Origin of the sequence: Bacillus sp. 1735sda2 (assembly GCF_024159245.1) — a bacterium.
GTDB lineage: Bacteria > Bacillota > Bacilli > Bacillales > Bacillaceae > Bacillus > Bacillus pumilus_O.
Map to the genome: position 1 here is coordinate 2,887,195 of NZ_JAMYWZ010000001.1, position 22,464 is coordinate 2,909,658.

The following is a 22,464-nucleotide window of genomic DNA, read 5'->3' on the forward strand; positions in this document are numbered from 1 at the left end:
GGGGTGTTTTTATTGATTATTTTGATTTCTTAAAAGAAGCTTCATATTCTTCAATGATTTTATTACCGCCATTTGATTTCCACTTCTCTACATCTTTCTTAAATTGATCTTCACTGATGTCTCCCAGAATGAACTTATAGGTCGCATCATCAATGATTTTTTTCAATTCATTTCCTCGTTCTGAGGCTGTTTCTGAATACAGGCTTTCAGCAGGGTTGGCGACGATAATCTTTTGGTTGTCTTCTTCTAGTTCTTCATATTTTGTACGAACCGCATCCCCTTTATTTTTCAAGTACCGTTTATCAATGCCTACTAGACTGACAAGCGGCTGTACATCTGTCTGCCAGCTTTTCACTTGGCTTTCTTCCCTGACAAATGTATTCCCTTCTTCTTTCTTATAATGCTCACCATCTATACCGTACGTCATCAGACCATAGACATCTTCTTCTGCAATGCGATCAAAGAAGGCCAAAATTCGCTTTAATTCTGCCTCTGATTTCACGCTCGTTTTAGGAAATGCGAAGATGCCATTATGACCACCTGATGCCCACACCCGTTCTTTGCCATCTGGGCCTTTGATTCGGTTCAGTATATCGACTTTCATGTTTTTATCTGTCGCGTCATCTCTCAAGTTCACTGCGTCTACCATATTTCCAACATAGATCCCTGCTTTTCCTTGTGAGAATAATTCCTGCTGCTGCGTTTTGCTTGTGACAGGGAAGTCTTTGTTGATATAGCCATTATCACGCAGTTTCTTCATATACTTCATCGTATTCATATACTCATCTGTCATAAAATCTGGCGTGAATTTGCCGTTATCTTCTTTCCAGTCTGTTGGCATTCCCTCATATGAACCAAGTGTTTTAAATGCCCCATAAATCAAATCATTCCGATCCGTAAAGCCAATTGTATCCGCTTTTCCGTTTTGATTCGGATCTTTTTCAGTAAAAGCTTTCGCTACCTCATAAAGATCATCCAACGTTTTTGGTGTATCCAAATTTAAATTTTCAAGCCAATCCTTTCGAATGACAATTCCTTGTCTTGAAAGTGGTCTCTCTCTATAAATGCCATAAAGCTTACCATCTATAGAGGCGTTTTTATTAATCAGTTTGTTCATCTTACTTAAATTTGGATAATCCTTTAAATACGGACCGACTTCCCAGAACATACCTGATCTGAACGCATTAATAGCAGACGAATTCTTAATGTCTTGAATCGTCACGATCTGCGGCAAATTTCCTGCGGCAAGTGCAGAATTCAACCGGTCTTCCTTCACAGCATCAGGCACCCACGTAATATCAAGTTCTGTGTTTGTGAGCTTCTCAATCTCTTTTAAAACCGAATCTTTCGGCGGCTGCTGATGATAGAGAATCGCCATCCATGTCAGCTTTACTTTTTTGTCTAAATCAACCTTTTCATCTGATGAACTTGCTCCTTTGCTTGAACATGCAGATAAAATACCGCTTGCTGCAAATAACAGGACAAACGCAATCAACCATAATTTCTTTCTCCCCATAAGATCCCTCCGTTGTTCCTTCTTTTTAACCTTTTACAGAACCTAATAATGCCCCTTTATTGAAATGCTTTTGAATAAATGGATAGACAAGCAGAACGGGAATCGTTGCTACCACAATGACAGCCATTTTAATCGTTTGGTCTGGCGGTGGTGTGGATGATCCCATATCCGACATATCCCCTTGCATTCCGCTCGAAACAATGACAATCTGCCTTAGCAGCACCTGAATCGGCCACTTCACTGAATCATTTAAATACAGGATGGCGGTCATATACGTATTCCAATACGTCACGGCATAAAAAAGTGAAATGGTCGCAATAGCAGGCAAAGAAAGCGGCAGCACAATTTTAAAGAAAATCCCTAAATCGTTACACCCATCCATCTTCGCTGATTCCTCAAGGCTTGCCGGAATGTTTTGAAAAAAGTTTTTCAAAATGATCAAATTGAACGCATTGATCGCAACCGGTAGAATCAGTGACCAATAAGTATCAAGCAGACCAAGCGTTTTCACCACAATAAACGTCGGAATCATCCCACCGCTAAACAGCATCGTGAAGACAACGAGAAACATCAATGTTCTCCGGCCTTTTAGCTCCTGACGAGACAGCCCATATGCCATGAGTGAGGACAAAAACATGCTGACAGCTGTTCCAACGAGTGTGACAAGAATGGACACAATAAGGCTGCGGTACACAATATCCGTCGAGAAAATATACCGATAGGCCTCTAAAGAAAACGTGGTCGGGAATAAGATAAACTTCTTCGTGATGACCTCTTCTACTGTAGCAAAAGAGGCAGCAATGACATGGATGAACGGAAGCACACATATTAATGCGAACATGAGTAGAAAAGAGTAATTAAATAAGTTGAACAATCGGCCTTTCATAGAACGATCGATGTTCATCACACCCCTTCTTTGAAAGCGTTATCATTTTATCCGAAAATTAGCTGCAGCCTGTGACGATATCGTGATTAAAATGTAACAAAAGGGGGAAGAAAGCGTCTATAATCATCTTGACAGTCCAACTGAATCCATCCTGTCAGTCGTGCTTTTATGCTCATGAAACAAAAGAATAAGATCATCAGCTAATGATATGATTATGCCCTATGCCTGATCATTTTCTTCAAGGATTTCCGTCGTATTCATATGAGGATTGTAGCCCAATTCCTGCTTCGTGTTTTCCGTAGACCAAGGCTTTTCTTCGTTTTCTGATACAGCGTAATATGTTCCAAAGGGCACGGCCGTTTCAATTGCCGCCTTTATTACCCCTACTAGATCTTCATGTGAAAGAAGTGTTCGTTTCGTCCGTTCTTTCTCGTGTAATGCCTCCATCTCATCTGTCACAACCGTTCCAATCCGTAAATTGATAACAGACATTCCAGTTTGATCGTGGAACAACCGGCCTAGCTGTTCAGAAGCAAATTTTAAAATACCATACACATTTTTAGTCGCAGGTACATCGTCTGTTGTCATATGTCGCCCTAGTAAGGAACGGCCATCTTTTTCATAACGATCGGTCACGTGATTGCTGCTTGCAAAAATGACTTTTCGAATGCCAAGCCTTGCAGCTGATCGAAACATAGAATAAGAGCTTCTCCAAAAAATATCACTCATTTTTTCAAACTCCTCACGATTCATCACGTCATGTGTCATCTCCATGTTTAAAAGGTGTATGATGACATCTGTATCTTGCGGAATCGCCTCACATAATTCCTGTTCATTCGTTGCATCTGCCAAAATGGCTCCTTTTAGACAGCTCATTTGATCAATGATAGTGATCTCGTATTCAGAAGAGAGCGCTTTTGTTAAAATACGGCCGATCACACCACATCCGCCAATGATCGTGATCTTCATCCTCTGTCTCCTCCTTTCTCATGACGTAGTATGTCCAAGCCTTAATTGATTACAGCCATTTTTTTAAGAATCGAGTAGCCTCGTGGCGCATTGCAGCTGTTTCAAAATGACCTGCATGAAGACCAACAAGCTGATACCGTTCTTTGAGTGAAGCCGCTTGATAAGTTTGGCTCAATCTCTTTTGAATGCGTGCGACGCCTTCAGCAGGCGTGAGTGGATCAAGTTTTCCAACTAAGCTTAAATGCGGCCTTGGAAAAATCATTTCCTGAATATCAGCTGCCGTAAAGTGATTTGCTAAGCTTGGTACATAGTAATAAAAGCTATGCCTGTCTAGATTGTTTGTTTCAATTAATGTGTGGTGATCGACCTGTGCGCAAAGATCAATACACACACCGACTCTCTCATCAAGCGCAGCTGTCCACCAGGAAAGAAGCCCGCCCATTGACATTCCAAAAACAGCTAACCGGTCCGGCAGCACGTCAGATCGAGATAACACATAATCGATTGCGCACATGCTTTCATACAGCATCATGCCCCACATCACTTTCCCTGTTAAAAGCATTTCCTTAAAAATTTCACTTTCGGTTCTTCCTCTTCTCTCACCAAATCCTGAATGATCGATAGCTAGGACACTATAGCCTTTTGAAGTGAACTCTTTCGCATATGAAGTTTCTTGCAAATAATGAGCACCCTTGATGAGTTCTTCCTTCCCATCGACGTAGTTCCCGCCATGAGAGTGCTGAAAGAGCACAACGGGTCTTTTTTTCACCGTATCCTTCGGCTTCACAAAATAAGCGGGCACTTCCTCTACACCATTGATTGAAAGAATGAGTGTTTCGACTACATAAGATTCACGATCCTCGATCTTTAACGTATATGCCTCCACGCGATGGCGTTCTGGCATTTCTCCTAACAGACTGAGCAGTTGTTCACGTTTGCTTTCCTTTTCCATTGACGTCACTCCTCCTTTTGTTATCACCTGTTAACATACGAGATCGATCGTGCAATCACCTTGTTTTCGACAAAATTATGTCCCGGGAAATAAAGAACACCCACCGGTTTATACCGATGGGTGTCATCATTAATTCGCAACAATATTGACAAGCTTCCCAGGAACCGCAATCACTTTGCGAATGGTTTTCCCTTCAAGCTGTTCTTTTACACGTGCATCACTTTTCGCAAGATCTTCTAATTGTTCTTTAGTGGCATCAGCAGGAACAGTTAATTTTGCTTTCACTTTCCCATTCAACTGTACGACAATTTCTACTTCATCGTCGACAAGCTTTGACTCGTCATATTGTGGCCATGCTTCATAAGAAATAGACCCTTCATGACCAAGTTTATTCCAAAGCTCTTCCGCTAGATGCGGTGCAATTGGAGAAAGAAGTTTCACAAAGCCTTCTGCATATTCTTTCGGCAATGTATCAGCCTTGTAGGCATCGTTGATAAACACCATTAATTGTGAAATCCCTGTATTGAAGCGCAGTCCCTCATAATGGTCTGTTACCTTCATCACAGTTTCATGATAGCTGCGTTCTAAGGCGCCTCCAGTTTGCTCCGTTACTTTATCACTGATTGTGCCATCTTCATTTGTGAAGAGACGCCATACTCGATCAAGGAAACGGCGAGCACCATCAAGTCCTGTTTCAGACCAAGCGATTGATGCATCTAAAGGTCCCATGAACATTTCATAAAGTCGTAAAGTATCCGCACCATGAGATTCTACGATATCATCTGGATTGACAACATTTCCTTTTGATTTACTCATTTTTTCATTATTTTCCCCAAGAATCATTCCTTGGTTGAACAATTTCATGAAAGGTTCTTTTGTTGGAACAACACCAATATCATACAAAAACTTATGCCAGAAGCGTGCATATAGAAGATGAAGTACAGCATGTTCTGCTCCGCCGATATATACATCAACCGGAAGCCATTTCTTTAACTTCTCAGGAGATGCAAGTTCTTCTGAGTTATGCGGGTCAATATAACGTAAGAAATACCAGCAGCTGCCTGCCCATTGCGGCATTGTATTGGTTTCACGGCGTCCTTTTTTACCTGTAACAGGATCGACAACCTCAACCCAATCTTTGATATTCGCTAAAGGTGATTCACCTGTACCACTTGGCTTAATCTCAGTCGTCTTAGGCAAAATCAGTGGAAGGTCTTCCTCAGAAACAGCTGAAGACGTTCCATCCTCCCAATGAATAATTGGAATTGGCTCACCCCAATAACGCTGACGGCTAAATAGCCAATCTCTTAAACGATAAGTGACTTTCTTTTCGCCTTTTTGATGTTCTTCCAGCCATGCAATGACTTTTTCAATCGCTTCTTCTTTTCCTAATCCATCAAGGAAATCAGAGTTGATGTGTTTTCCATCACCTGTGTAAGCTTCTTCTTCAATGTCTCCGCCTTCGACAACTGCCTTGATTGGAAGATCAAATGTTTTGGCAAATTCATAGTCACGCTCATCATGGGCAGGTACCGCCATAATCGCCCCTGTTCCATAAGTAGCCAGCACGTAATCTGCAATCCAGATCGGCATCTTTTCACCATTTAATGGATTGACGGCATAAGCGCCAGTGAAAATACCCGTCTTTGTTTTTGCAAGATCTGTACGCTCTAAGTCGCTCTTAGATTGAATTTCTTTTATATATGCTTCGACTGCCTCTTTTTGAGTAGCTGTTGTAATTTTTTCAACCAGTGCATGTTCTGGTGCAAGTACCGCATAGGTTGCACCAAACAATGTATCAGGACGTGTTGTAAATACAGTAAACTGTTCGTCATGTCCTTCTATTTCGAAATGAACGTGTGCACCTTCTGAACGTCCAATCCAGTTACGCTGCATATCTTTAATGCTTTCAGGCCAATCAATGTCTTCTAAATCTTCTAACAGCCTGTCCGCATAAGCCGTAATTTTTAGCATCCATTGCTTCATTGGACGTCTTTCAACTGGATGCCCTCCGCGCTCACTTTTTCCATCAATGACTTCTTCATTTGCAAGGACTGTGCCAAGCGCTGGGCACCAGTTTACTGGTACTTCATCAATATACGCCAATCCCTTTTCGTACAATTTCAAGAAAATCCATTGTGTCCATTTATAATAATTCGGATCAGTCGTGTTGATTTCTCGATCCCAATCATACGAGAACCCGAGTGATTGAATTTGGCGGCGGAAGTTATTGATGTTCTCTTCTGTAAAGACCGCCGGATCATTCCCTGTATCTAATGCATACTGTTCTGCTGGAAGACCAAATGCGTCCCATCCCATTGGATGAAGAACATCATATCCCTGCATACGTTTCATACGTGATAAAATATCCGTTGCTGTGTAGCCCTCAGGGTGCCCGACATGAAGCCCTGCTCCTGATGGGTATGGAAACATATCAAGTGCATAGAACTTTGGTTTATCTTCCGAGTCAGATGTGGCGAATGTTTTATGTGTCAGCCAATAATCCTGCCACTTCTTTTCAATTTCCCGATGCTGAAAACTCAATGTGAAAACCTCCTTTAATATGTACGGCTGTATCTGCTCAGATGACCACTGCAAGAATTCAGATTTTTCTAAAATCAACAAAAAACCCTCATCCCTGGAAAGGGACGAGAGATTTTTTGGTTCCCGCGGTACCACCCTTGTTAGCGTAACTTTCTGTTTGTACGCTCACTTAATATCTTTAACGCAGACATGCGACAGAAGCTTTAACGCAACTGCAACTCTGAGGCGAGTTCAGAAGCAGATTTGATTGACTTTCACCAGCCGTCAATTCTCTAAAGACAAATACTGCTTTCCTACTACTCCTCTTCACTGTTCTTATCGTAACCGTCATCTAAGTAGTATTTTATAGAATTATGATCATAAGTGCAAGCAGGTTTGTATACAATGGGAATGTACCCTAGATCAGGGTAAAATAGAGGATATTATTCGTGTGGAGAGCGGTTATGACGGTTGGAGTCTGCATTCTGTGAATGCTGTTCTCTTACAAAGTCAAAGCTTCGCAGAACTGCTTCTCCTCCGTAACCTGAAATAATTGATAAGATGACCAAGTGCAGACTAGATTCGGGATTTGAGGATAAGACAAGCAGTGTAGCGGCAATCATCCCAACGAGCCAATCTTCAATAAACCCTAAATAAATAAACTTTTTTGTCATTCTGGGCTTCTCTAGCCTGCCTTTTTTCTTTACGTGACCGAGAATGCCCATGACCCCTCCAATGGCGCAAGCAATAATGACTTGTTGCAGCATTTTCATCACCTTCCTAAAGCCCTTAGAATAGTAAAGCGACTTCAGGCTGTCCAGCCCCCTGTAATGCCATTCTGCTGTTCCGTCATAATCCATGTAAAAGGTCTATTCTCTCTAACGAAGAAAAAAAGCTTGTTTCTTCCATTATATGTGAATGACCCAAAACAATCTTGATGCATTGGAATCATTTTTACCTAATCCATATTAACTATTTTTGTCATTTTATGAATTATGAGCAATTGATTCCTTCTTTTTCTAAAGAAAAGTCTCCTTACTTACTATATTCTAATGGAGGACAAACTATGATGACAAATTTAACAAAGCCATTGCAATCGTTGAAACAGAACATATGTTATGTTACGTTAGTAAGGAATACCTTTGGTTGAAAAGACAACCATTTGATATGTCTGATAGCAGCAACAAAGGAGGGTAATATGGTCAGCTCGAACATCTTCGGCTTACAAAAACAGCTTGAACTCATAAAAAAAGCGCTAGATCATGCGCGGATCGGTGTTGTCATTACAGACCCTTCTTTAGAGGATAACCCTATCATTTATGTGAATCATGGCTTTACACACATGACTGGATACAAACCAGATGAGATTCTTGGGCGTAATTGTCGATTCCTTCAAGGGAAAGACACAGATCAAAAGCAGCTCGATTTAATACGTCAAGGAATTCAGAATAAAACACCTATTACCACACAGCTAAAAAATTATAAAAAAGACGGTACTTTTTTTTGGAATGAACTCAATATAGATCCTCTATACATTGAACAAGACGATAAAACATTTTTTATTGGCTTTCAAAAGGATATTACGAAACAGAAAGAATATGAACAGCTCCTAGAAGATTCCTTACAGGAAGTCACCTCTCTTTCGACGCCAATCGTCCCAATCAAAAATGGTGTATCTGCTCTACCACTCATTGGAAAACTATCTGAAGAACGATTTGATGCCATTGTCGCGAAGTTAACTTGTATATTAGATGATTCAAAGGATGATTACTTAATTGTCGACCTTTCTGGTTTAATCGATGTCGATGATTCCGTTGCAGCACGCATTTTCAAGTTGCATCATCTTCTCAATTTAACTGGAACGGAACTGATCATCACAGGGATCAAACCGCAGCTTGCCATGAAGATGAAAGACTTAGATACAGATTTCCATGATACAATCACTTATTTGACAGTTAAGGAAGCAATCAAAGGATTACCATTAGCTGAAAACCCTGTGTAAAACAGGGTTTTTTTAGTTAAAACGCCTCCTAAAAATGGAAAAACGAGGTATGATAGATGTAACAAAAGATGTAGGGGGGCTACTAGATAATGATGTTACTCATCATAGGTCTTTTATGTGTTTGTTTTGCCATTGGATATGCCGTCAATTTCTTATTACTCAAACACCAGAATGCGCAAATCTTTTCAAAGAAATTATTTTATCCTTTCTTGATCTTGGGTCTCATCTTTTCCATTATGTCATTACCATTTTATTCCACAGATGCACCGAAGGCACAAGCAGATCCATCTTCAGAACAGCTCTTAAAGGATCAAAAACAGCTCACTTCTGACATAACGCGCTTAAAAGCTGATAAAGAAGAACTGACCGCTTCTTTAGAGGACGCAACAAAGGATAAAGAAAAACTAACGAAAAAGCTAGAAACCATCACCGCAGAAAAAGAAACAGTCAAAAAGCAAGAAAAGACCATTCAAGCGCTTGAAGAGAAAATAGACAAGCTTACCTCAAGCAACGAAACCCTAAAAAAAGAGAACAAGAAAAGCGGCAACGATACGGAGTCTTCTACAACTCAACGCTCCGCTCCTAAAGATGAAGGAAAAAGCACAGGCGGTCATGAATCACAGAAGGAAACAAAAAAAGAATCTGCAGCCTGTAACATCAAAGGAAGTGTCAACGGTATTTATCACACACCGAGCAGCAGATACTACTCTAGAACCAAAAATGTAACTAAAATGTTTTGCTCCGTAGAAGAAGCAGAGCGTGCAGGGTACCGGGCACCTAAGCAATAGCCATATGTCATGAAAAAAAGAACCTCCTATCAGACCCACCGGGTGTCTTAGGAGGTTCTTTTTTTAGATTTCTCTTCTTAATGCTGCTAATACATTCGTTTTTGTTGCTTTACGTGCTGGGTTGAGCCCTGAAAGGATGGCTACCCCTGCACTAATCACTGTTGCTGTAATCACAAGGCTAAGTGGAATGTAGGAGAAGGTAATCGAAAATTGTTCACTTGACCCTCCCTCTGACATAGACGATAAAATGGCTGGAATGATTAAGTTAACGGCGAAACTAATGATATATGAGATGATAATACCAATGATCGACCCAATCACCCCAATATAAGCACTTTCCATAAGGAACATTCGCTTGATAATGGATGGATTCGCGCCAATGGCTTTCATAATCCCAATTTCTTGTGTCCGCTCTGTTACTGCCATTGTCATCGTATTGAAAATCCCGATCGCAGAAATAATGACCGCAATACATCCAACAAAAATAAGTCCAATTTTGAAGACTGTAAAGAACATATCCATTCCTTCGAGCTGATTCGTCACAGAAATGACTTGGTAGCCCTCATCTGTGAGCTTATTCGTGAGTGCACCGACATTGTCGAATTTATCTGCATAGACAGAGGTCATTTTCTCGACATTTCCTGCCTCAGGAGATAGATCGAGCACTTGACCAAATTCCTTTTCATACGCATTTGGAATAAGAATTTTATGATCTTCTTGCCACTCCAGGTTTGGCTTTTTCAACACACCTACTACACGGAAATCAAATGTTTTTTCTTTGACGACTTCATTTTCTTCGTTGAGTTTCGGTACTTTGACTTGAATCACTTTATTTAAAATATCTTTTGTGTAGCCCTTAGGCTCCTCTGGCATTTCTTCGCCATTTGATGTCTGATTTAATTTTTTTTCATAGGCTTGGCGTTCTTTTTTTGTCCACAGTTGTTCAGCCATATGATACCCGACCACAATTTCGTTCGCTGATGTCGGAACTTTTCCTCGGTCTAGCTCAAGCCCTGCTTCTTTTTCTTCTTTCATATCGGTTAGAGCTGCCTGCGTTTCACTTGAGCGGTCACCAAGCTCGACGTTAACCGATGGATTGATCGCTGTTCTTGAGACGACAGATTTCACATGATCATATTTCTTTAAATCATCTACTTTGACGTCACCTTTTTCCTTGCCTAACACTTTCACTTCAGTAATGATTTGCTGTTTCATAATTTCATCTTGCGCTGATTTTTGCAGTCCAAAGCCGACAGATGCTAAAACGATTAAGAAAGAGCATGCCATTGTCGTCGCAAGAATGGTCATAAACACACGCAGTCTATTTTTCTTCATGTTTCTTCTAATGAATTTGACCTGATCTCTAAATTTCAATGGATTGTTCCCCTTTCTTTAATACACCATCATGGAGCTGAAACGTGGTATCTGCGATTGAAGCGACTTCATCGTCATGTGTAATGATGACAAAAGTGATTCCTTTTTCACGATTGAGCTGCTGGATAAAAGCTAAAATTTCTCCTTCGGTTTCTGAATCTAGACTGCCTGTTGGTTCATCCGCTAAAATAATAGAGGGATTTAAAATCAAGGCTCTTGCAATACTCACACGCTGCTGCTGCCCGCCTGACAACTCATTCGGATAATGCCCTGCATGATGTTCTAGACCTACTCGTTTCAGCATTTCATTTACTTTCGCCTTTCGTTCAGACGGCTTCACACCTTTTAAAGTGAGCGGAAGTTCAACATTTTCATACGTTGTTAAGCTCCCGATCAATTGAAAGCTTTGAAAGATAAAACCAAAGTGATCTAAGCGGAAGTCCGCCCATTCTTTTTCATTAAATCCTGTCACATCGGTACCATCAATGACAATTTGTCCGCCCGTCGGCGTAATATATCCTGAAATTAAGTTCAATAGGGTAGATTTCCCCGAGCCACTTCGTCCCACTATACAAGCAATGTCGCCTCTTTTAATAGATAGGTCAATCCCTTTTAGCACAGGAATCTCATTCTCTCTGCCCTTTTTACCGATTTTAAATACATGATCTAACGATTGAATCTGAATCATCTCTACTCCCTACTCTCTGTTTATCTTTTTCGATATATTAAGAAATAACTTGTTAGTGCGCCTACAACACCGCCGATGATCATGCCGACAATATAACCCAATATGGAGGTGTCAGAAGAAAATCCAACCCATCCAAACCCTAGAACACCGAAGGCAATGACCAAAATCTGAATCGGTCTATCCATTTTTGCATAAAGGAAGAAACGGCCATTTCGTTCAATAGGATGCTTCATAAAGCTAAACAAACCAATGAGATAAAATACAATCATCATCACAATGGGTATGATGAATTCTTCACCAGTGAACCATGTTGGATAGTCACTTGCATCTCGATATTTAAAATCTGTAATATAAGTGATAGGAGATATCGGCATAATAAAATGGTCAAAACTTGCATCGACCCATGATCTATCCGTTTTGAAAATAAAATCCAAATGGAACATCGGAAGCCAAATTAATAAATATGGCAATATCGATGTACTGAATGTGACAATGGCTTGACTAATTGCGCTTCCTGTTAAAGCACCTGCTGCAAGACACAAACTATAAATCATTAGGGTAGACACAAGTGCAATGAGGTAACTACTATTAAAGTCAAACGTCTCTTTTGGTTGGATGCCTAATATGAGTAAGTAAGTGAAGGCATATGACAATACATGAACGAGTGTGATAATTCCGGCACCTAAGAAAAACTTTGTATGAAAAATGGTACTTCTGCTAAACGGCAAGGATAAAGTAAAATCAATTTGTCCTTTATTTCTTTCATATCCCAGCTGGATAATCGCAAAAAACAAACCCATAGTCCATGAGAGGGCGATAAAAATATCAGAACTGAAATTATAATAAAATCCATTATCTACTGTTATACATGTCGGATCATTTAAACAAGTTTGAAAGGATGAGTATCCAAGCAAAAAGGATAATGGCGTCGTAAAGACTGCAACCAGCATCACTAAAATAAATGTCAGCTCTGATTGCTTCCATTCCTTATATAATAATTGCCGCTTTACCATCTCCGTTTCCCTCCAAACTTTGCAATGAATACTTCTTCTAAATTCACAGGCAGTTCATGCCATACTTTTGGCTGTAGCGACTTCAAATACTCTTTAGCCTCTACATCGGTTTTAAGAACAAGCGCTGTATAAAAAATGCCCGCTTGATCTAATATCGCAACGCCATTTTTTCTTATACTCAAGTTCATATCTTCTTCAAATGCCATCTGGATTTTGACATAATCATTCTTTAATTCATCAAGATCCATGACACTTGTGAGTTGATTTCCCTCTAAAAACCCAATTCGGTTACACATACGCTCAATATCCTCTAATCGGTGCGATGTGATGAGAATCGACGTTTCACGTTCTGCTACCTCGTCGATCATGAGCTGAAGAACATCATTTCTTGTGACGGCATCAATACCATCTGTCGGTTCATCTAATAGAATCACGGCTGGCTTGATCGCAAAGCTTAAAATTAAAGAGAGCTGCTTTTTTAACCCTGTCGATAGTTCGCGGTATTTTACTTTTTCCGGAATTTCATAGCGATTTACAAGTTCATTGGCATATGTCACGTCAAACTTCGGGTAAATATGCTTTAACAGCTGGACAAGCTGCCCGTAATTGTATCTGTCAAAGTAAGGATTGACGACTGGCATATACACAATATTTTGCTTCACTAACGGGTGGTCTTTTACAAGCACATCTTTAAAATAAATCTCTCCTTCATCTGGAAGAAGAATTTGCTGAATCAAGCGGAGAAGAGTTGTTTTACCAGAGCCATTCCTACCAAGCAAACCAAAGATCTCACCTTCGCCTAATTTGAAGGAAACGTTACTGAGTACTTCACGTCCGTTTAATGTCTTCGATACATTTCTAACCTCAATCAACTTTTTTTCCTCCCTCAAGACTTGAGCCGATCTCTTCTATCCATTCCTTCAGTTGTTGAATATCAATACCGGCATAATGAGCTTCTATAATGAGTTGTCTTAATTGCTCTTTCATCTCCAATACCTTCCCTTCATTCAGCTTTAAATGAGCCTCTTCTGTTACATACGTTCCGCGGCCTCTTAGTGTTTCAATAATCCCTTCCCGCTCAAGCTCCTTATATGCTTTACTGACGGTGTTAGGATTGGCGATGATAATAGTGGCGAGCTCTCTGACAGAGGGCAGTTTGTCTCCAGGTTTCATTACACCTTTTAGACATAAAATTTTTAACTGCTCAATGATTTGTTCATATATTGGCGCAGCGCTTCGTGGATCTATTTGAATCATGATGGCTCCCTCTTTCCTCATTCATGCTTTTGCAGTCCTATTGCTTGTTCATGCCCTTGCATTAAAGGGATTGAATTAAGGATCAAATCTTTTTGAACTTCAAAACCAATGAAAACGAGAACGAAAAAAAATGTACATGCTAACACAACAGCCAGCACCATCCACTTTAAATTAATTGGTTTTTTTTCTTTTTTCATGGTTGAACACCTTTCTTCACTTTTTTAAGTGTCTTTAGTGTATTAGTTGATATAGTACACTTAATACAATATAGACACTCAATCGAAAAGTCAATAACCTTTCAAAAAATAAAAAACAGACCCTTAAAAAGGATCTGTTCATCATTCGTTGTCGTAAGAAATACCTAAAATCATTTGATTTTGCAAGCTTTGAATTTGAACACGCGCTCTGTCTAACCGCTCTCTTTGCTGGTCATTGGCGACATCCTTTAATTTTTCTAATTCGTTCACCGCATCTTCCAGCATAAGCTGTGCCTTAGAAAATTCGTCCTCATTATAGTGCTCTTGGCGTAAGTTCAAATCAAATTGCTCATTTGCAAACTCAAGGGTTTCAGTACTTTTTTGGATAAATTCATCGATTGACTGCCTTGTTGCCATCCTGCATTCCCTCCATTTCATCATTGCTCCCGCCTATTTTGCCCACGTAAAGCTTTTTCACTAAAGAAAATGTTGGACAGATTCAATTGTCCTCCTTCATGATTTTTGTTAAACTTTAAGGATGCCTATTATTACGCAAGGAGGTTACTGACTTGGATCAGCATAACCCTTTTTTATATTCAAACAGCGAAAAACGCTATCACACATGGAACTATCATTTGCGAGAGCACTTTGGTCATAAAGTATTTAAAGTGGCCTTAGATGGCGGCTTTGACTGCCCAAACCGTGATGGTACTGTAGCCCATGGAGGCTGTACATTTTGCAGTGCCGCAGGATCTGGTGACTTTGCAGGAAACAGGGCGGATGATCTCGTCACTCAATTTAACGAAATCAAGGACCGGATGCATACAAAATGGAAAGACGGAAAATATATGGCGTATTTTCAGGCGTATACAAACACACACGCCCCGCTTCCTGTTTTAAAGGAAAAATTTGAAACCGTGATGAATTTGGATGGTGTGGTTGGTTTATCCATTGCGACAAGACCTGACTGCCTGCCAGATGACGTGGTGGAGTATTTAGCTGAATTAAATGAGCGGACTTATCTTTGGGTAGAGCTAGGTCTTCAAACAGTTCATGAACGGACAGCGATGCTCATTAACCGTGCCCATGATTATGAATGCTACGTAGAAGGTGTAGAAAAACTGCGAAAACACGGCATTCGTGTCTGCTCGCATATCATCAACGGCTTGCCTCTTGAAAACCGGGACATGATGATGGAGACAGCAAAAGCTGTTGCTGATTTAGATGTGCAAGGAATTAAAATTCATTTGCTTCACCTTTTAAAAGGAACTCCAATGGTCAAGCAATACGAAAAAGGTAAACTGGAGTTTCTAAGCCAAGAAGAATATGTACAGCTTGTTTGTGATCAGCTGGAGATCCTGCCGCCTGAAATGATTATTCATCGTATTACAGGCGATGGCCCCATTGAATTAATGGTTGGTCCAATGTGGAGTGTAAACAAGTGGGAAGTATTAAATTCCATTAATGCTGAGCTTGAAAGACGTAACAGCTACCAAGGCAAACGTTTCGTCAGATTGGAAGAAGCAGCAAAATGATCTTGAAACGCATGCTCCCTTTTAGTAAAGAGCTGTTAGAACGTGCTTGTCAAAAAGGTGATATCGTTATTGATGCAACGATGGGAAATGGCCATGATACACTCTATTTAGCTGATCTTGTCGGTCCTGATGGACAAGTTTTCGCATTCGACGTACAAGAAGAAGCCGTAGAGCAGACACGCAAAAGGCTTGGCGAGGGATATCCTTATGTTCATCTGATTCACGCTGGTCATGAAAAACTAGCTCAATACCTGCCAAAAGATGTTTATGGGCATATTTCTGGTGCAGTGTTTAACCTTGGGTACTTGCCCGGAGGCGATAAAGCTGTCACTACTCAAGCTCATACAACCATTGAAGCCATTGAGCAGCTTCTCGACTGGCTTAAACCCGGAGGTCTGATCGTCCTTGTGATCTATCATGGACACCCCGAAGGGAAAAGAGAAAAAGAAGTGCTTCTCGACTATTGCAAATCACTTCCTCATGAAGAGGTACAAGTTTTATCATATCAATACATGAATATTCAAAACGACCCGCCTTTTGTGGTCGCCATTGAAAAAAAGCTCAAATCCTAATGGATTTGAGCTTTTTTATGAGGATTTCATCCACGGCATTTTCTGATAGGTCCGGTAAGCTCTACCGTTGATATAGAAAAAGAACGATGTTTTCCCGCTTGATCTGATCAGCCGTTTTGCCAGCTTATTCATCTCTTTTTGGGCTGTCACTTTTTCATCGGACAAATAGACGGCCAATAATCCTCTGTTAATTAATTTATGAAAGTTTTCATGCGGAATGCCTTTCAGCTGCTCATCCGCTTTTTCAATAAAATGCTGAAGTCTATCCATCATCTCATGATGAGAAGCATAGTAGGAGCAAAAGTTTAGATCTCCTCCAAGCCGATCTTCTTCTTGGTCAATTAAATAATCAAGTAAAATGTGCAGACCTTGAATATAAGGGAAATAACTTTCGTAAATTTGCTTCGCCTGCTTTTCTGTAAAGTCTGGCTGCAGCGCATACGCCACAAGACAGAAAATCCCTAACGTTGATCCTGCACAAGCTGAAAATTCATACCATTCCATCTTAGGCAAATCCTTTTCATATTGGCGGAACCACGATTCTAGCCGCGGAACACGCTCATGAGGAACGACGTGTTTATGTACTTGCAAATCACTGTAGTAATCGCACAGCGTGTGTAAATATGGCTGAATGATCGGATAATGATTAAGGCGCGACAGCACGTCTTGGCATGTGCGGACAAGCGCGTGTAAATACCCATGATCCTCTTGATCATCACGGAATTGGTAGTAAGGCTTGAGCTCAGCATGTATATCAAGCGCATCTCTCATTGCTTGATGCAGCATATGAAAATCTTTTGGATCAAGCGACGTACTGCGGTCACATAGGTTATCTAAGTAATCACTGATGGTTTGATACGCCACAATGAATTCAATACACGTTTCTTTCGCCTCACCTGCTAGAAGAGATAAAATGCCTCCGCCTTCGCAGTGAAAGGTTTTACTTGATATGCTCGCTAATGCCTGCGTACGCAGTTCTTCATTTTCAATCATTTCTGCATGAGCCCGCCACTTTTTCAGCTCCTGATGTACAAGCGGAAAAATATCTTTATACACCTTGGTCATCAGTGCAAAAGGACGCTCTGGTACTGACAAATCAATCCACCCCTAACTTAAAGCTCACCATCAAATATATTGATCTGTAAAGGCTCTTGCTGCCTTAAACACATCTTCTCTTTCCGGTTCATTAAAAATTTCGTGATACAGGTCTTCCCATTCACGATATGACTTATTGGTTGATTCAATGCCATTGAACCATTTAATCACCCTCGTCTTGTCGACAATCTTATCATCGCCTGCCTGCATTAAAAGGAGCGGAATTGTTTTAAAAACATTCGTTGGCTGCATGGCCGCATCAATATTTTTGATCAGCTCTCGGTACCAGCGAACCGACACCTTTGTTACGTAAAGGGAGTCATTGGAGTCTGCTTCAATCACAGCCTGATTTCGTGTGGCTAGTTCAATCGACAGCCCTGACTCGACTTTAAAGGACGGTGCGAGCACATTTAAACCTTTTGATGCAAAATCCATTAGCTTCTTCGGTTTAAATTGCAGACCTAAACAAGGTGATGATAAAATAAGGCCATCAATCTTCGTATGGGTATACTGCTTGACCCACTCAATTGAAATGAGTCCGCCCATACTGTGTCCAAGTAAAAAAGTAGGAAGCCTGAATGATTTCGCATGTTCGATCCATTCATCTACTGTATCAATGTATTCTTGAAACGAACGAATGTGGCCGCGCGCACGTGTCGATGTCCCTTGCCCAGGCAGGTCACCCATGACGACGTGATAGCCGGCATTTCGCCACATTTCGATCAGCCATTTATATCGGCCGTGATATTCACTTGCACCATGTACTATCACAATTGTACCAACTGGTCTTTCAGCATGCCAATTCCACAAAGTAAACACCTCACAAATGTTGTATTAAGAAAGGAAGTAGAAAAAGTGATTTATCCATATCATCAGTTTACACCTGAGATTCATGAATCGGTCTTTGTCGCAGATAACGCCACCATTACTGGAGATGTCACGATTGGAGAATATTCAAGCGTGTGGTTCCAAACCGTCATCAGAGGCGATGTCGCTCCTGTGAGAATTGGAAAAAACGTCAATATTCAAGATTTATCCTGTCTGCATCAAAGTCCTGGAAAAACACTTCTTATAGAAGATGGTGCTACCATTGGACACCAAGTCACATTACATAGTTCAATCATTCGAAAAAATGCCCTCATTGGTATGGGGTCCATCATTCTCGATGGTGCAGAAATTGGCGAAGGTGCCTTTATCGGTGCAGGTAGTCTAGTCCCTCAAGGAAAGGTTATCCCAAAAGGATCACTCGCTTTCGGGCGTCCAGCCAAGGTCGTCCGTCAATTAACAGATGAAGATATCCAAGACATGGACAGAATCCGTAGAGAATATGTAGAAAAAGGACAATACTATCGTTCCCTTATATCCCGTTAACATCATACACGTATCTTCACTTTATCATGTTTTTTTCAGGATATTAAGCAATAACTATGAACCGCTTGTTATTTTACCCTTTTCCGCCGCTTTCTATCATGACAAAAAAGGTTTTCAGCTTTGCGCTGAAAACCTTTTTTCATTAACTAAAGATGACTTCTTTCGGTTGATGATTCAACTGCTCTGGATCAATGCTGCGCTCCACATAAATGCTATGCCAAATCATAAAGATAAGGACGGTCCAAATCTTGCGGCTATGATCTGCTTTACCAGCACAATGCTCATTTAATAAATCAAGCACATACTCTTTATTAATGTATTCATCTGTTTGACTGTTTTTGATGATGTCTTTCGCCCAAGCATTCATCTCATTTTTCAGCCAATGACGAATTGGCACAGGGAAACCAAGCTTTTTACGGTTTAACACATGGTCAGGCACAATGCCTTCTGCTGCTTTACGCAATAAATATTTCGTTGTGCCATCTTTTGTTTTCAGCTCTTCTGGAATTTTAGAAGCCGCTTCGAAAACGACCTTATCAAGGAATGGAACACGAAGCTCAAGAGAATTCGCCATCGTCATCTTATCTGCTTTCAATAAGATGTCCCCGCGCATCCACGTATGGATATCAACATATTGCATTTTGTTAATATCACTGTAGCCAGCGCTTTCCTCAAAGTATGTCTTCGTTACATCACGATACGTGATGCTTGGATCATAATGCTTTAAAAGGTTTTTCTTCACTGGCTCTTCAAAAATTTTCGCATTACCGATATAACGTTCCTCTAATGGCGTACAACCGCGAACGATAAAGCTCTTCCCTTTCATTCCTTCTGGCATTAAACGAGCCAGACGAAGAAGAAGCTTTTTCAGCATAGTTGGTACAGATTCAAATGGTTTAAGAGAAAGAGGCTCACGGTAAATATTATATCCACCGAACAGCTCGTCCGCTCCTTCACCTGAAAGAACAACCGTCACTTGTTTTTTCGCTTCTTTTGCCACGAAGTACAATGGAATCGCCGCCGGATCAGCTAAAGGATCGTCTAAATGCCAGACAATCTTCGGAAGCTCGTTCATATATTCCTCTGGAGAAATGACGGCGCTGAAGTTTTGTAAGCCTAGCTTATCAGCTGTTTCTTTCGCAACATCAACTTCACTAAAGCCATCCTGCTGGAAGCCAACAGAGAATGTCTTTAGCTCAGGGTGTAATTCCTTTGCGACAGACACGATGAAGGAAGAATCAATACCACCTGATAGGAATGAACCAACAGGTACATCACTTCTCATGTGAACATTCACAGAATCATAGATTGCATCGCGTACTTCTTCGATTAACTTCTGTTCTTGTGTTTGCTCAGGTTTGAATTGAACTTTCCAGTATGTCTTAAATTCGATCTCTTGCCCTGGGCGTAAAATAAACTGATGACCAGGCTCAACTTTATGCACCTTTTGATCAAGCGTATTTGGCTCAGGAACGAATTGGAATGACATATACTGCTGCAATGAAGTCTCATCAAATAGGATGTTCTCGTTTACAGCCATCAAGCTTTTGCGCTCAGACGCAAAGTACACTTGCTCTTCCACTTGTGTAAAATAAAGCGGTTTGATGCCAAACGGATCTCTTGCGCCATATAATTGCTGCGCTTCTTTATCCCAAATTAAAAAGGCAAACATGCCGCGAAGCTTAGAAGCCGCTTCTTCTTTATAATGACGGTATGTGGCAAGCAGTACTTCCGTATCAGAATCTGTGCTGAACGTATAGCCCTTTTTCACAAGCTCTTCCTTCAGCTCCACATAGTTATAAATTTCCCCGTTAAAAATAATCCAATACTTTTCATCTTCATACGAAAGCGGCTGCTTTCCGTGCTCAACATCTATAATACTTAAACGTCTAAATCCAAATCCTACATGCTCATCATGAAAGTAACCCTCATCATCCGGACCACGGTGAACGATGAGACGGTTCATTTGTTTAATTAACTCTTCCTGCTCAGTAGTTTCGGACAATGGACGGTGATTAAACACACCAACAAACCCACACATATTATTGCCTCCACGTTATGTTATTTCTTAAAAGTAGACCTATAATTAGACAGTTATTTGTCCGTTTTTGTTTCACATTTTTTCGCTTTTTGTATAATTTTTTTTAATCAAAAGGAAAACCGCTTAAAATAAGCGGTTTTCTATGTTGTTATTGTCCTAATGCTTCTTGACGAAGTGTATCGGCTTTATCTGTTTTTTCCCACGGAAGATCTAAATCATGACGGCCGAAATGTCCGTATGCAGCTGTTTGTTTGTAGATCGGACGACGCAGGTCAAGCATTTTAATAATGCCAGCTGGACGAAGATCGAAGTTCGCACGAACCACTTCAATTAATTTTTCTTCAGAAGCTTTTCCTGTTCCGAAAGTATCAATTGAAATCGATACAGGCTGTGCAACACCAATTGCATAAGCAAGTTGTACTTCACAAGAATCAGCAAGGCCGGCAGCTACGATGTTTTTCGCTACGTAACGAGCAGCATATGCCGCTGAACGGTCAACCTTTGTTGCGTCCTTCCCAGAGAAAGCACCACCGCCATGACGAGCGTATCCGCCATACGTATCAACGATGATTTTACGTCCAGTTAAACCAGCATCCCCTTGAGGTCCGCCGATCACGAAACGACCAGTTGGGTTAATAAAGTATTTTGTCTGTTCATCAATTAGTTCACTTGGAACGACAGGGCTGATGACATGCTCTTTTAAGTCGCTTTGAATTTGTTCAAGCGTCACTTCTGGTGCATGCTGGGTAGAAATAACCACTGTATCAATACGAACAGGTTTATTTTGATCATCATATTCTACTGTTACTTGTGTTTTTCCATCTGGACGAAGATAGGCAAGTGTTTGATCCTTACGTACTTCAGTTAAACGGAGAGATAATTTATGTGCTAGTGAAATTGGTAGCGGCATAAGTTCTTCAGTTTCGTTGTTGGCAAAACCAAACATTAATCCTTGGTCACCTGCACCGATCGCATCAAGTTCTTCTTCAGTCATTGTGCCTTCACGTGCTTCAAGCGCTTTGTCTACACCTTGCGCAATATCAGCAGACTGTTCATCAATGGATGTGAGCACTGCACATGTTTCCGCATCAAAACCATATTTCGCACGTGTGTAGCCAATTTCCTTAATCGTGTCACGCACCGTCTTTGGAATATCGACATAAGTAGACGTTGTAATTTCTCCGCTTACTAATACGAGACCCGTTGTAACAGAAGTTTCACAGGCAACACGTGCATTTGGATCTTTCTTTAGAATTTCATCCAAAATGCTGTCTGAAATTTGGTCACAGATTTTATCCGGATGTCCTTCTGTCACTGATTCTGAAGTAAATAAACGACGATTTTGACTCATAATGGCTATTTCCTCCTGTACAAGACCACATCATCCCGAGATGAGGTCTCCAATATGATACGGAACTCGTTCCCTCTTATATTTGAAAACGTTTCTATTAGAGATGTTATTGGCAATTTGTTCATATGATATCCCAAAAATAAAAAAACCATTTCCTTCATTGCGAGGAAAGGGTCTGAGATCGCATGCCTTTCACTCTTATCGCTCAAGGTGTTCTTGTACCTTGCATCAGGTTAGCACCTTGGTTTCTCAGCATATTCATGCCTTTTCATAAGAAACCGGTTGCTGGGCTTCATCGGGCCTGTCCCTCCACCAACTCGGGATAAGAGTATCC

22 protein-coding genes, 1 riboswitch and 1 other annotated feature are annotated in these 22,464 nt (G+C 40.7%); of the genes, 5 read left to right on the plus strand and 17 right to left on the minus strand.

The genetic code is table 11. The features are described 5' to 3' along the window. Positions 1 to 16: 16 nt before the first annotated feature. The 6 genes from NKR21_RS15000 to NKR21_RS15025 form a co-directional block, all read right to left on the minus strand. Positions 17 to 1,516, minus strand: a complete 1,500-nt coding sequence (locus NKR21_RS15000) for an extracellular solute-binding protein (RefSeq protein WP_144457618.1) — start codon at positions 1,514 to 1,516, stop codon at positions 17 to 19. Positions 1,517 to 1,541: 25 nt separating this feature from the next. Then, positions 1,542 to 2,402: a carbohydrate ABC transporter permease gene (locus NKR21_RS15005; RefSeq protein WP_087976618.1), complete on the minus strand. Its 861-nt coding sequence runs from the start codon at positions 2,400 to 2,402 to the stop codon at positions 1,542 to 1,544. Between the two features lie 219 nt (positions 2,403 to 2,621). After that, complete coding sequence (locus tag NKR21_RS15010; protein WP_144457616.1) at positions 2,622 to 3,371, minus strand: NAD-dependent epimerase/dehydratase family protein; 750 nt, start codon at positions 3,369 to 3,371, stop codon at positions 2,622 to 2,624. Positions 3,372 to 3,420: 49 nt separating this feature from the next. After that, the gene (locus NKR21_RS15015; protein WP_144457614.1) at positions 3,421 to 4,323 is read right to left on the minus strand and encodes a dienelactone hydrolase family protein; all 903 of its coding nucleotides are present in this window, start codon (positions 4,321 to 4,323) and stop codon (positions 3,421 to 3,423) included. Positions 4,324 to 4,452: 129 nt separating this feature from the next. After that, a complete protein-coding gene (gene leuS / locus NKR21_RS15020) occupies positions 4,453 to 6,867 on the minus strand; it encodes a leucine--tRNA ligase (protein WP_041815857.1) in 2,415 nt (804 codons plus the stop codon). Between the two features lie 97 nt (positions 6,868 to 6,964). Continuing rightward, positions 6,965 to 7,186 (minus strand) — a binding site (T-box leader). 103 nt (positions 7,187 to 7,289) lie between these two features. After that, on the minus strand, positions 7,290 to 7,619 hold the full coding sequence (locus NKR21_RS15025; RefSeq protein ID WP_003217692.1) for a DUF4257 domain-containing protein: 330 nt from the start codon (positions 7,617 to 7,619) through the stop codon (positions 7,290 to 7,292). A 425-nt stretch (positions 7,620 to 8,044) separates the two neighbouring features. On the opposite strand from NKR21_RS15025, the gene ytvA reads away from it, so the two are divergent. Both ytvA and NKR21_RS15035 read left to right on the plus strand, forming a co-directional pair. Next, positions 8,045 to 8,848 (plus strand): YtvA family blue-light photoreceptor, encoded by an 804-nt coding sequence (ytvA, locus tag NKR21_RS15030; protein ID WP_012010962.1) that lies wholly within the window; start codon positions 8,045 to 8,047, stop codon positions 8,846 to 8,848. Positions 8,849 to 8,937: 89 nt separating this feature from the next. Then, positions 8,938 to 9,636, plus strand: a complete 699-nt coding sequence (locus NKR21_RS15035) for a coiled-coil domain-containing protein (RefSeq protein WP_186299660.1) — start codon at positions 8,938 to 8,940, stop codon at positions 9,634 to 9,636. Between the two features lie 63 nt (positions 9,637 to 9,699). Here the strand turns inward: NKR21_RS15035 and NKR21_RS15040 are convergent, their stop codons facing one another. The 7 genes from NKR21_RS15040 to NKR21_RS15070 all read right to left on the minus strand — a co-directional run bounded on the left by NKR21_RS15040 (position 9,700) and on the right by NKR21_RS15070 (position 14,582). Next, a complete protein-coding gene (locus NKR21_RS15040) occupies positions 9,700 to 11,010 on the minus strand; it encodes an ABC transporter permease (protein ID WP_012010964.1) in 1,311 nt (436 codons plus the stop codon). Continuing rightward, entirely contained in the window at positions 11,000 to 11,698 is a 699-nt protein-coding gene (locus NKR21_RS15045) for an ABC transporter ATP-binding protein (RefSeq protein WP_144457610.1), read from the minus strand. Before NKR21_RS15045 ends, NKR21_RS15040 begins: the two co-directional genes overlap by 11 nt. 20 nt (positions 11,699 to 11,718) lie before the next feature. Next, positions 11,719 to 12,711, minus strand: a complete 993-nt coding sequence (locus NKR21_RS15050; RefSeq protein ID WP_144457608.1) for an ABC-2 transporter permease — start codon at positions 12,709 to 12,711, stop codon at positions 11,719 to 11,721. Next, positions 12,705 to 13,583, minus strand: coding sequence for an ATP-binding cassette domain-containing protein (locus NKR21_RS15055; RefSeq protein ID WP_041815864.1), 879 nt, complete (start codon positions 13,581 to 13,583; stop codon positions 12,705 to 12,707). The genes NKR21_RS15050 and NKR21_RS15055 overlap by 7 nt, the downstream gene beginning before the upstream one ends. Further along, positions 13,576 to 13,968: a GntR family transcriptional regulator gene (locus tag NKR21_RS15060; RefSeq protein WP_144457606.1), complete on the minus strand. Its 393-nt coding sequence runs from the start codon at positions 13,966 to 13,968 to the stop codon at positions 13,576 to 13,578. Before NKR21_RS15060 ends, NKR21_RS15055 begins: the two co-directional genes overlap by 8 nt. Before the next feature lie 17 nt (positions 13,969 to 13,985). Then, entirely contained in the window at positions 13,986 to 14,165 is a 180-nt protein-coding gene (locus NKR21_RS15065) for a hypothetical protein (RefSeq protein ID WP_003217546.1), read from the minus strand. 141 nt (positions 14,166 to 14,306) lie between these two features. Then, complete coding sequence (locus NKR21_RS15070; protein ID WP_034665376.1) at positions 14,307 to 14,582, minus strand: YtzC family protein; 276 nt, start codon at positions 14,580 to 14,582, stop codon at positions 14,307 to 14,309. A gap of 152 nt (positions 14,583 to 14,734) precedes the next feature. Here NKR21_RS15070 and mnmL point away from each other — a divergent pair, with 152 nt between their 5' ends. Then, on the plus strand, positions 14,735 to 15,700 hold the full coding sequence (mnmL, locus tag NKR21_RS15075) for a tRNA modification radical SAM protein MnmL/YtqA (RefSeq protein WP_144457604.1): 966 nt from the start codon (positions 14,735 to 14,737) through the stop codon (positions 15,698 to 15,700). Beyond that, complete coding sequence (gene mnmM / locus NKR21_RS15080) at positions 15,697 to 16,272, plus strand: tRNA 5-(aminomethyl)-2-thiouridylate-methyltransferase MnmM (RefSeq protein ID WP_144457602.1); 576 nt, start codon at positions 15,697 to 15,699, stop codon at positions 16,270 to 16,272. The genes mnmL and mnmM overlap by 4 nt, the downstream gene beginning before the upstream one ends. A gap of 15 nt (positions 16,273 to 16,287) precedes the next feature. Here the strand turns inward: mnmM and NKR21_RS15085 are convergent, their stop codons facing one another. Next, positions 16,288 to 17,367, minus strand: coding sequence for a tetraprenyl-beta-curcumene synthase family protein (locus NKR21_RS15085; protein WP_144457600.1), 1,080 nt, complete (start codon positions 17,365 to 17,367; stop codon positions 16,288 to 16,290). Positions 17,368 to 17,397: 30 nt separating this feature from the next. Beyond that, entirely contained in the window at positions 17,398 to 18,177 is a 780-nt protein-coding gene (locus NKR21_RS15090; protein ID WP_144457598.1) for an alpha/beta hydrolase, read from the minus strand. 45 nt (positions 18,178 to 18,222) lie between these two features. Here NKR21_RS15090 and NKR21_RS15095 point away from each other — a divergent pair, with 45 nt between their 5' ends. Beyond that, positions 18,223 to 18,738 carry a gamma carbonic anhydrase gene (locus tag NKR21_RS15095; RefSeq protein WP_012010975.1) on the plus strand — a complete coding sequence of 172 codons (516 nt, stop codon included), beginning with the start codon at positions 18,223 to 18,225 and terminating at the stop codon, positions 18,736 to 18,738. A gap of 142 nt (positions 18,739 to 18,880) precedes the next feature. On the opposite strand, the gene asnB is transcribed toward NKR21_RS15095, so the two are convergent. Then, positions 18,881 to 20,779: an asparagine synthase (glutamine-hydrolyzing) gene (gene asnB, locus NKR21_RS15100; protein ID WP_012010976.1), complete on the minus strand. Its 1,899-nt coding sequence runs from the start codon at positions 20,777 to 20,779 to the stop codon at positions 18,881 to 18,883. 148 nt (positions 20,780 to 20,927) lie between these two features. Next, positions 20,928 to 22,130: a methionine adenosyltransferase gene (gene metK, locus NKR21_RS15105; protein ID WP_012010977.1), complete on the minus strand. Its 1,203-nt coding sequence runs from the start codon at positions 22,128 to 22,130 to the stop codon at positions 20,928 to 20,930. 195 nt (positions 22,131 to 22,325) lie between these two features. Continuing rightward, positions 22,326 to 22,459: riboswitch (SAM riboswitch) on the minus strand. Positions 22,460 to 22,464: the final 5 nt, after the last annotated feature.

Bases quoted from the DNA above. Each gene is read 5' to 3' on its own strand.
- NKR21_RS15000 (WP_144457618.1), bottom strand. From the start codon at position 1,516: ATGGGGAGAAAGAAATTATGGTTGATTGCGTTTGTCCTGTTATTTGCA.
- NKR21_RS15005 (WP_087976618.1), bottom strand. From the start codon at position 2,402: ATGAAAGGCCGATTGTTCAACTTATTTAATTACTCTTTTCTACTCATG.
- NKR21_RS15010 (WP_144457616.1), bottom strand. From the start codon at position 3,371: ATGAAGATCACGATCATTGGCGGATGTGGTGTGATCGGCCGTATTTTA.
- NKR21_RS15015 (WP_144457614.1), bottom strand. From the start codon at position 4,323: ATGGAAAAGGAAAGCAAACGTGAACAACTGCTCAGTCTGTTAGGAGAA.
- NKR21_RS15025 (WP_003217692.1), bottom strand. From the start codon at position 7,619: ATGAAAATGCTGCAACAAGTCATTATTGCTTGCGCCATTGGAGGGGTC.
- ytvA (WP_012010962.1), top strand. From the start codon at position 8,045: ATGGTCAGCTCGAACATCTTCGGCTTACAAAAACAGCTTGAACTCATA.
- NKR21_RS15035 (WP_186299660.1), top strand. From the start codon at position 8,938: ATGATGTTACTCATCATAGGTCTTTTATGTGTTTGTTTTGCCATTGGA.
- NKR21_RS15045 (WP_144457610.1), bottom strand. From the start codon at position 11,698: ATGATTCAGATTCAATCGTTAGATCATGTATTTAAAATCGGTAAAAAG.
- NKR21_RS15050 (WP_144457608.1), bottom strand. From the start codon at position 12,711: ATGGTAAAGCGGCAATTATTATATAAGGAATGGAAGCAATCAGAGCTG.
- NKR21_RS15060 (WP_144457606.1), bottom strand. From the start codon at position 13,968: ATGATTCAAATAGATCCACGAAGCGCTGCGCCAATATATGAACAAATC.
- NKR21_RS15065 (WP_003217546.1), bottom strand. From the start codon at position 14,165: ATGAAAAAAGAAAAAAAACCAATTAATTTAAAGTGGATGGTGCTGGCT.
- NKR21_RS15070 (WP_034665376.1), bottom strand. From the start codon at position 14,582: ATGGCAACAAGGCAGTCAATCGATGAATTTATCCAAAAAAGTACTGAA.
- mnmM (WP_144457602.1), top strand. From the start codon at position 15,697: ATGATCTTGAAACGCATGCTCCCTTTTAGTAAAGAGCTGTTAGAACGT.
- asnB (WP_012010976.1), bottom strand. From the start codon at position 20,779: ATGTGTGGGTTTGTTGGTGTGTTTAATCACCGTCCATTGTCCGAAACT.
- metK (WP_012010977.1), bottom strand. From the start codon at position 22,130: ATGAGTCAAAATCGTCGTTTATTTACTTCAGAATCAGTGACAGAAGGA.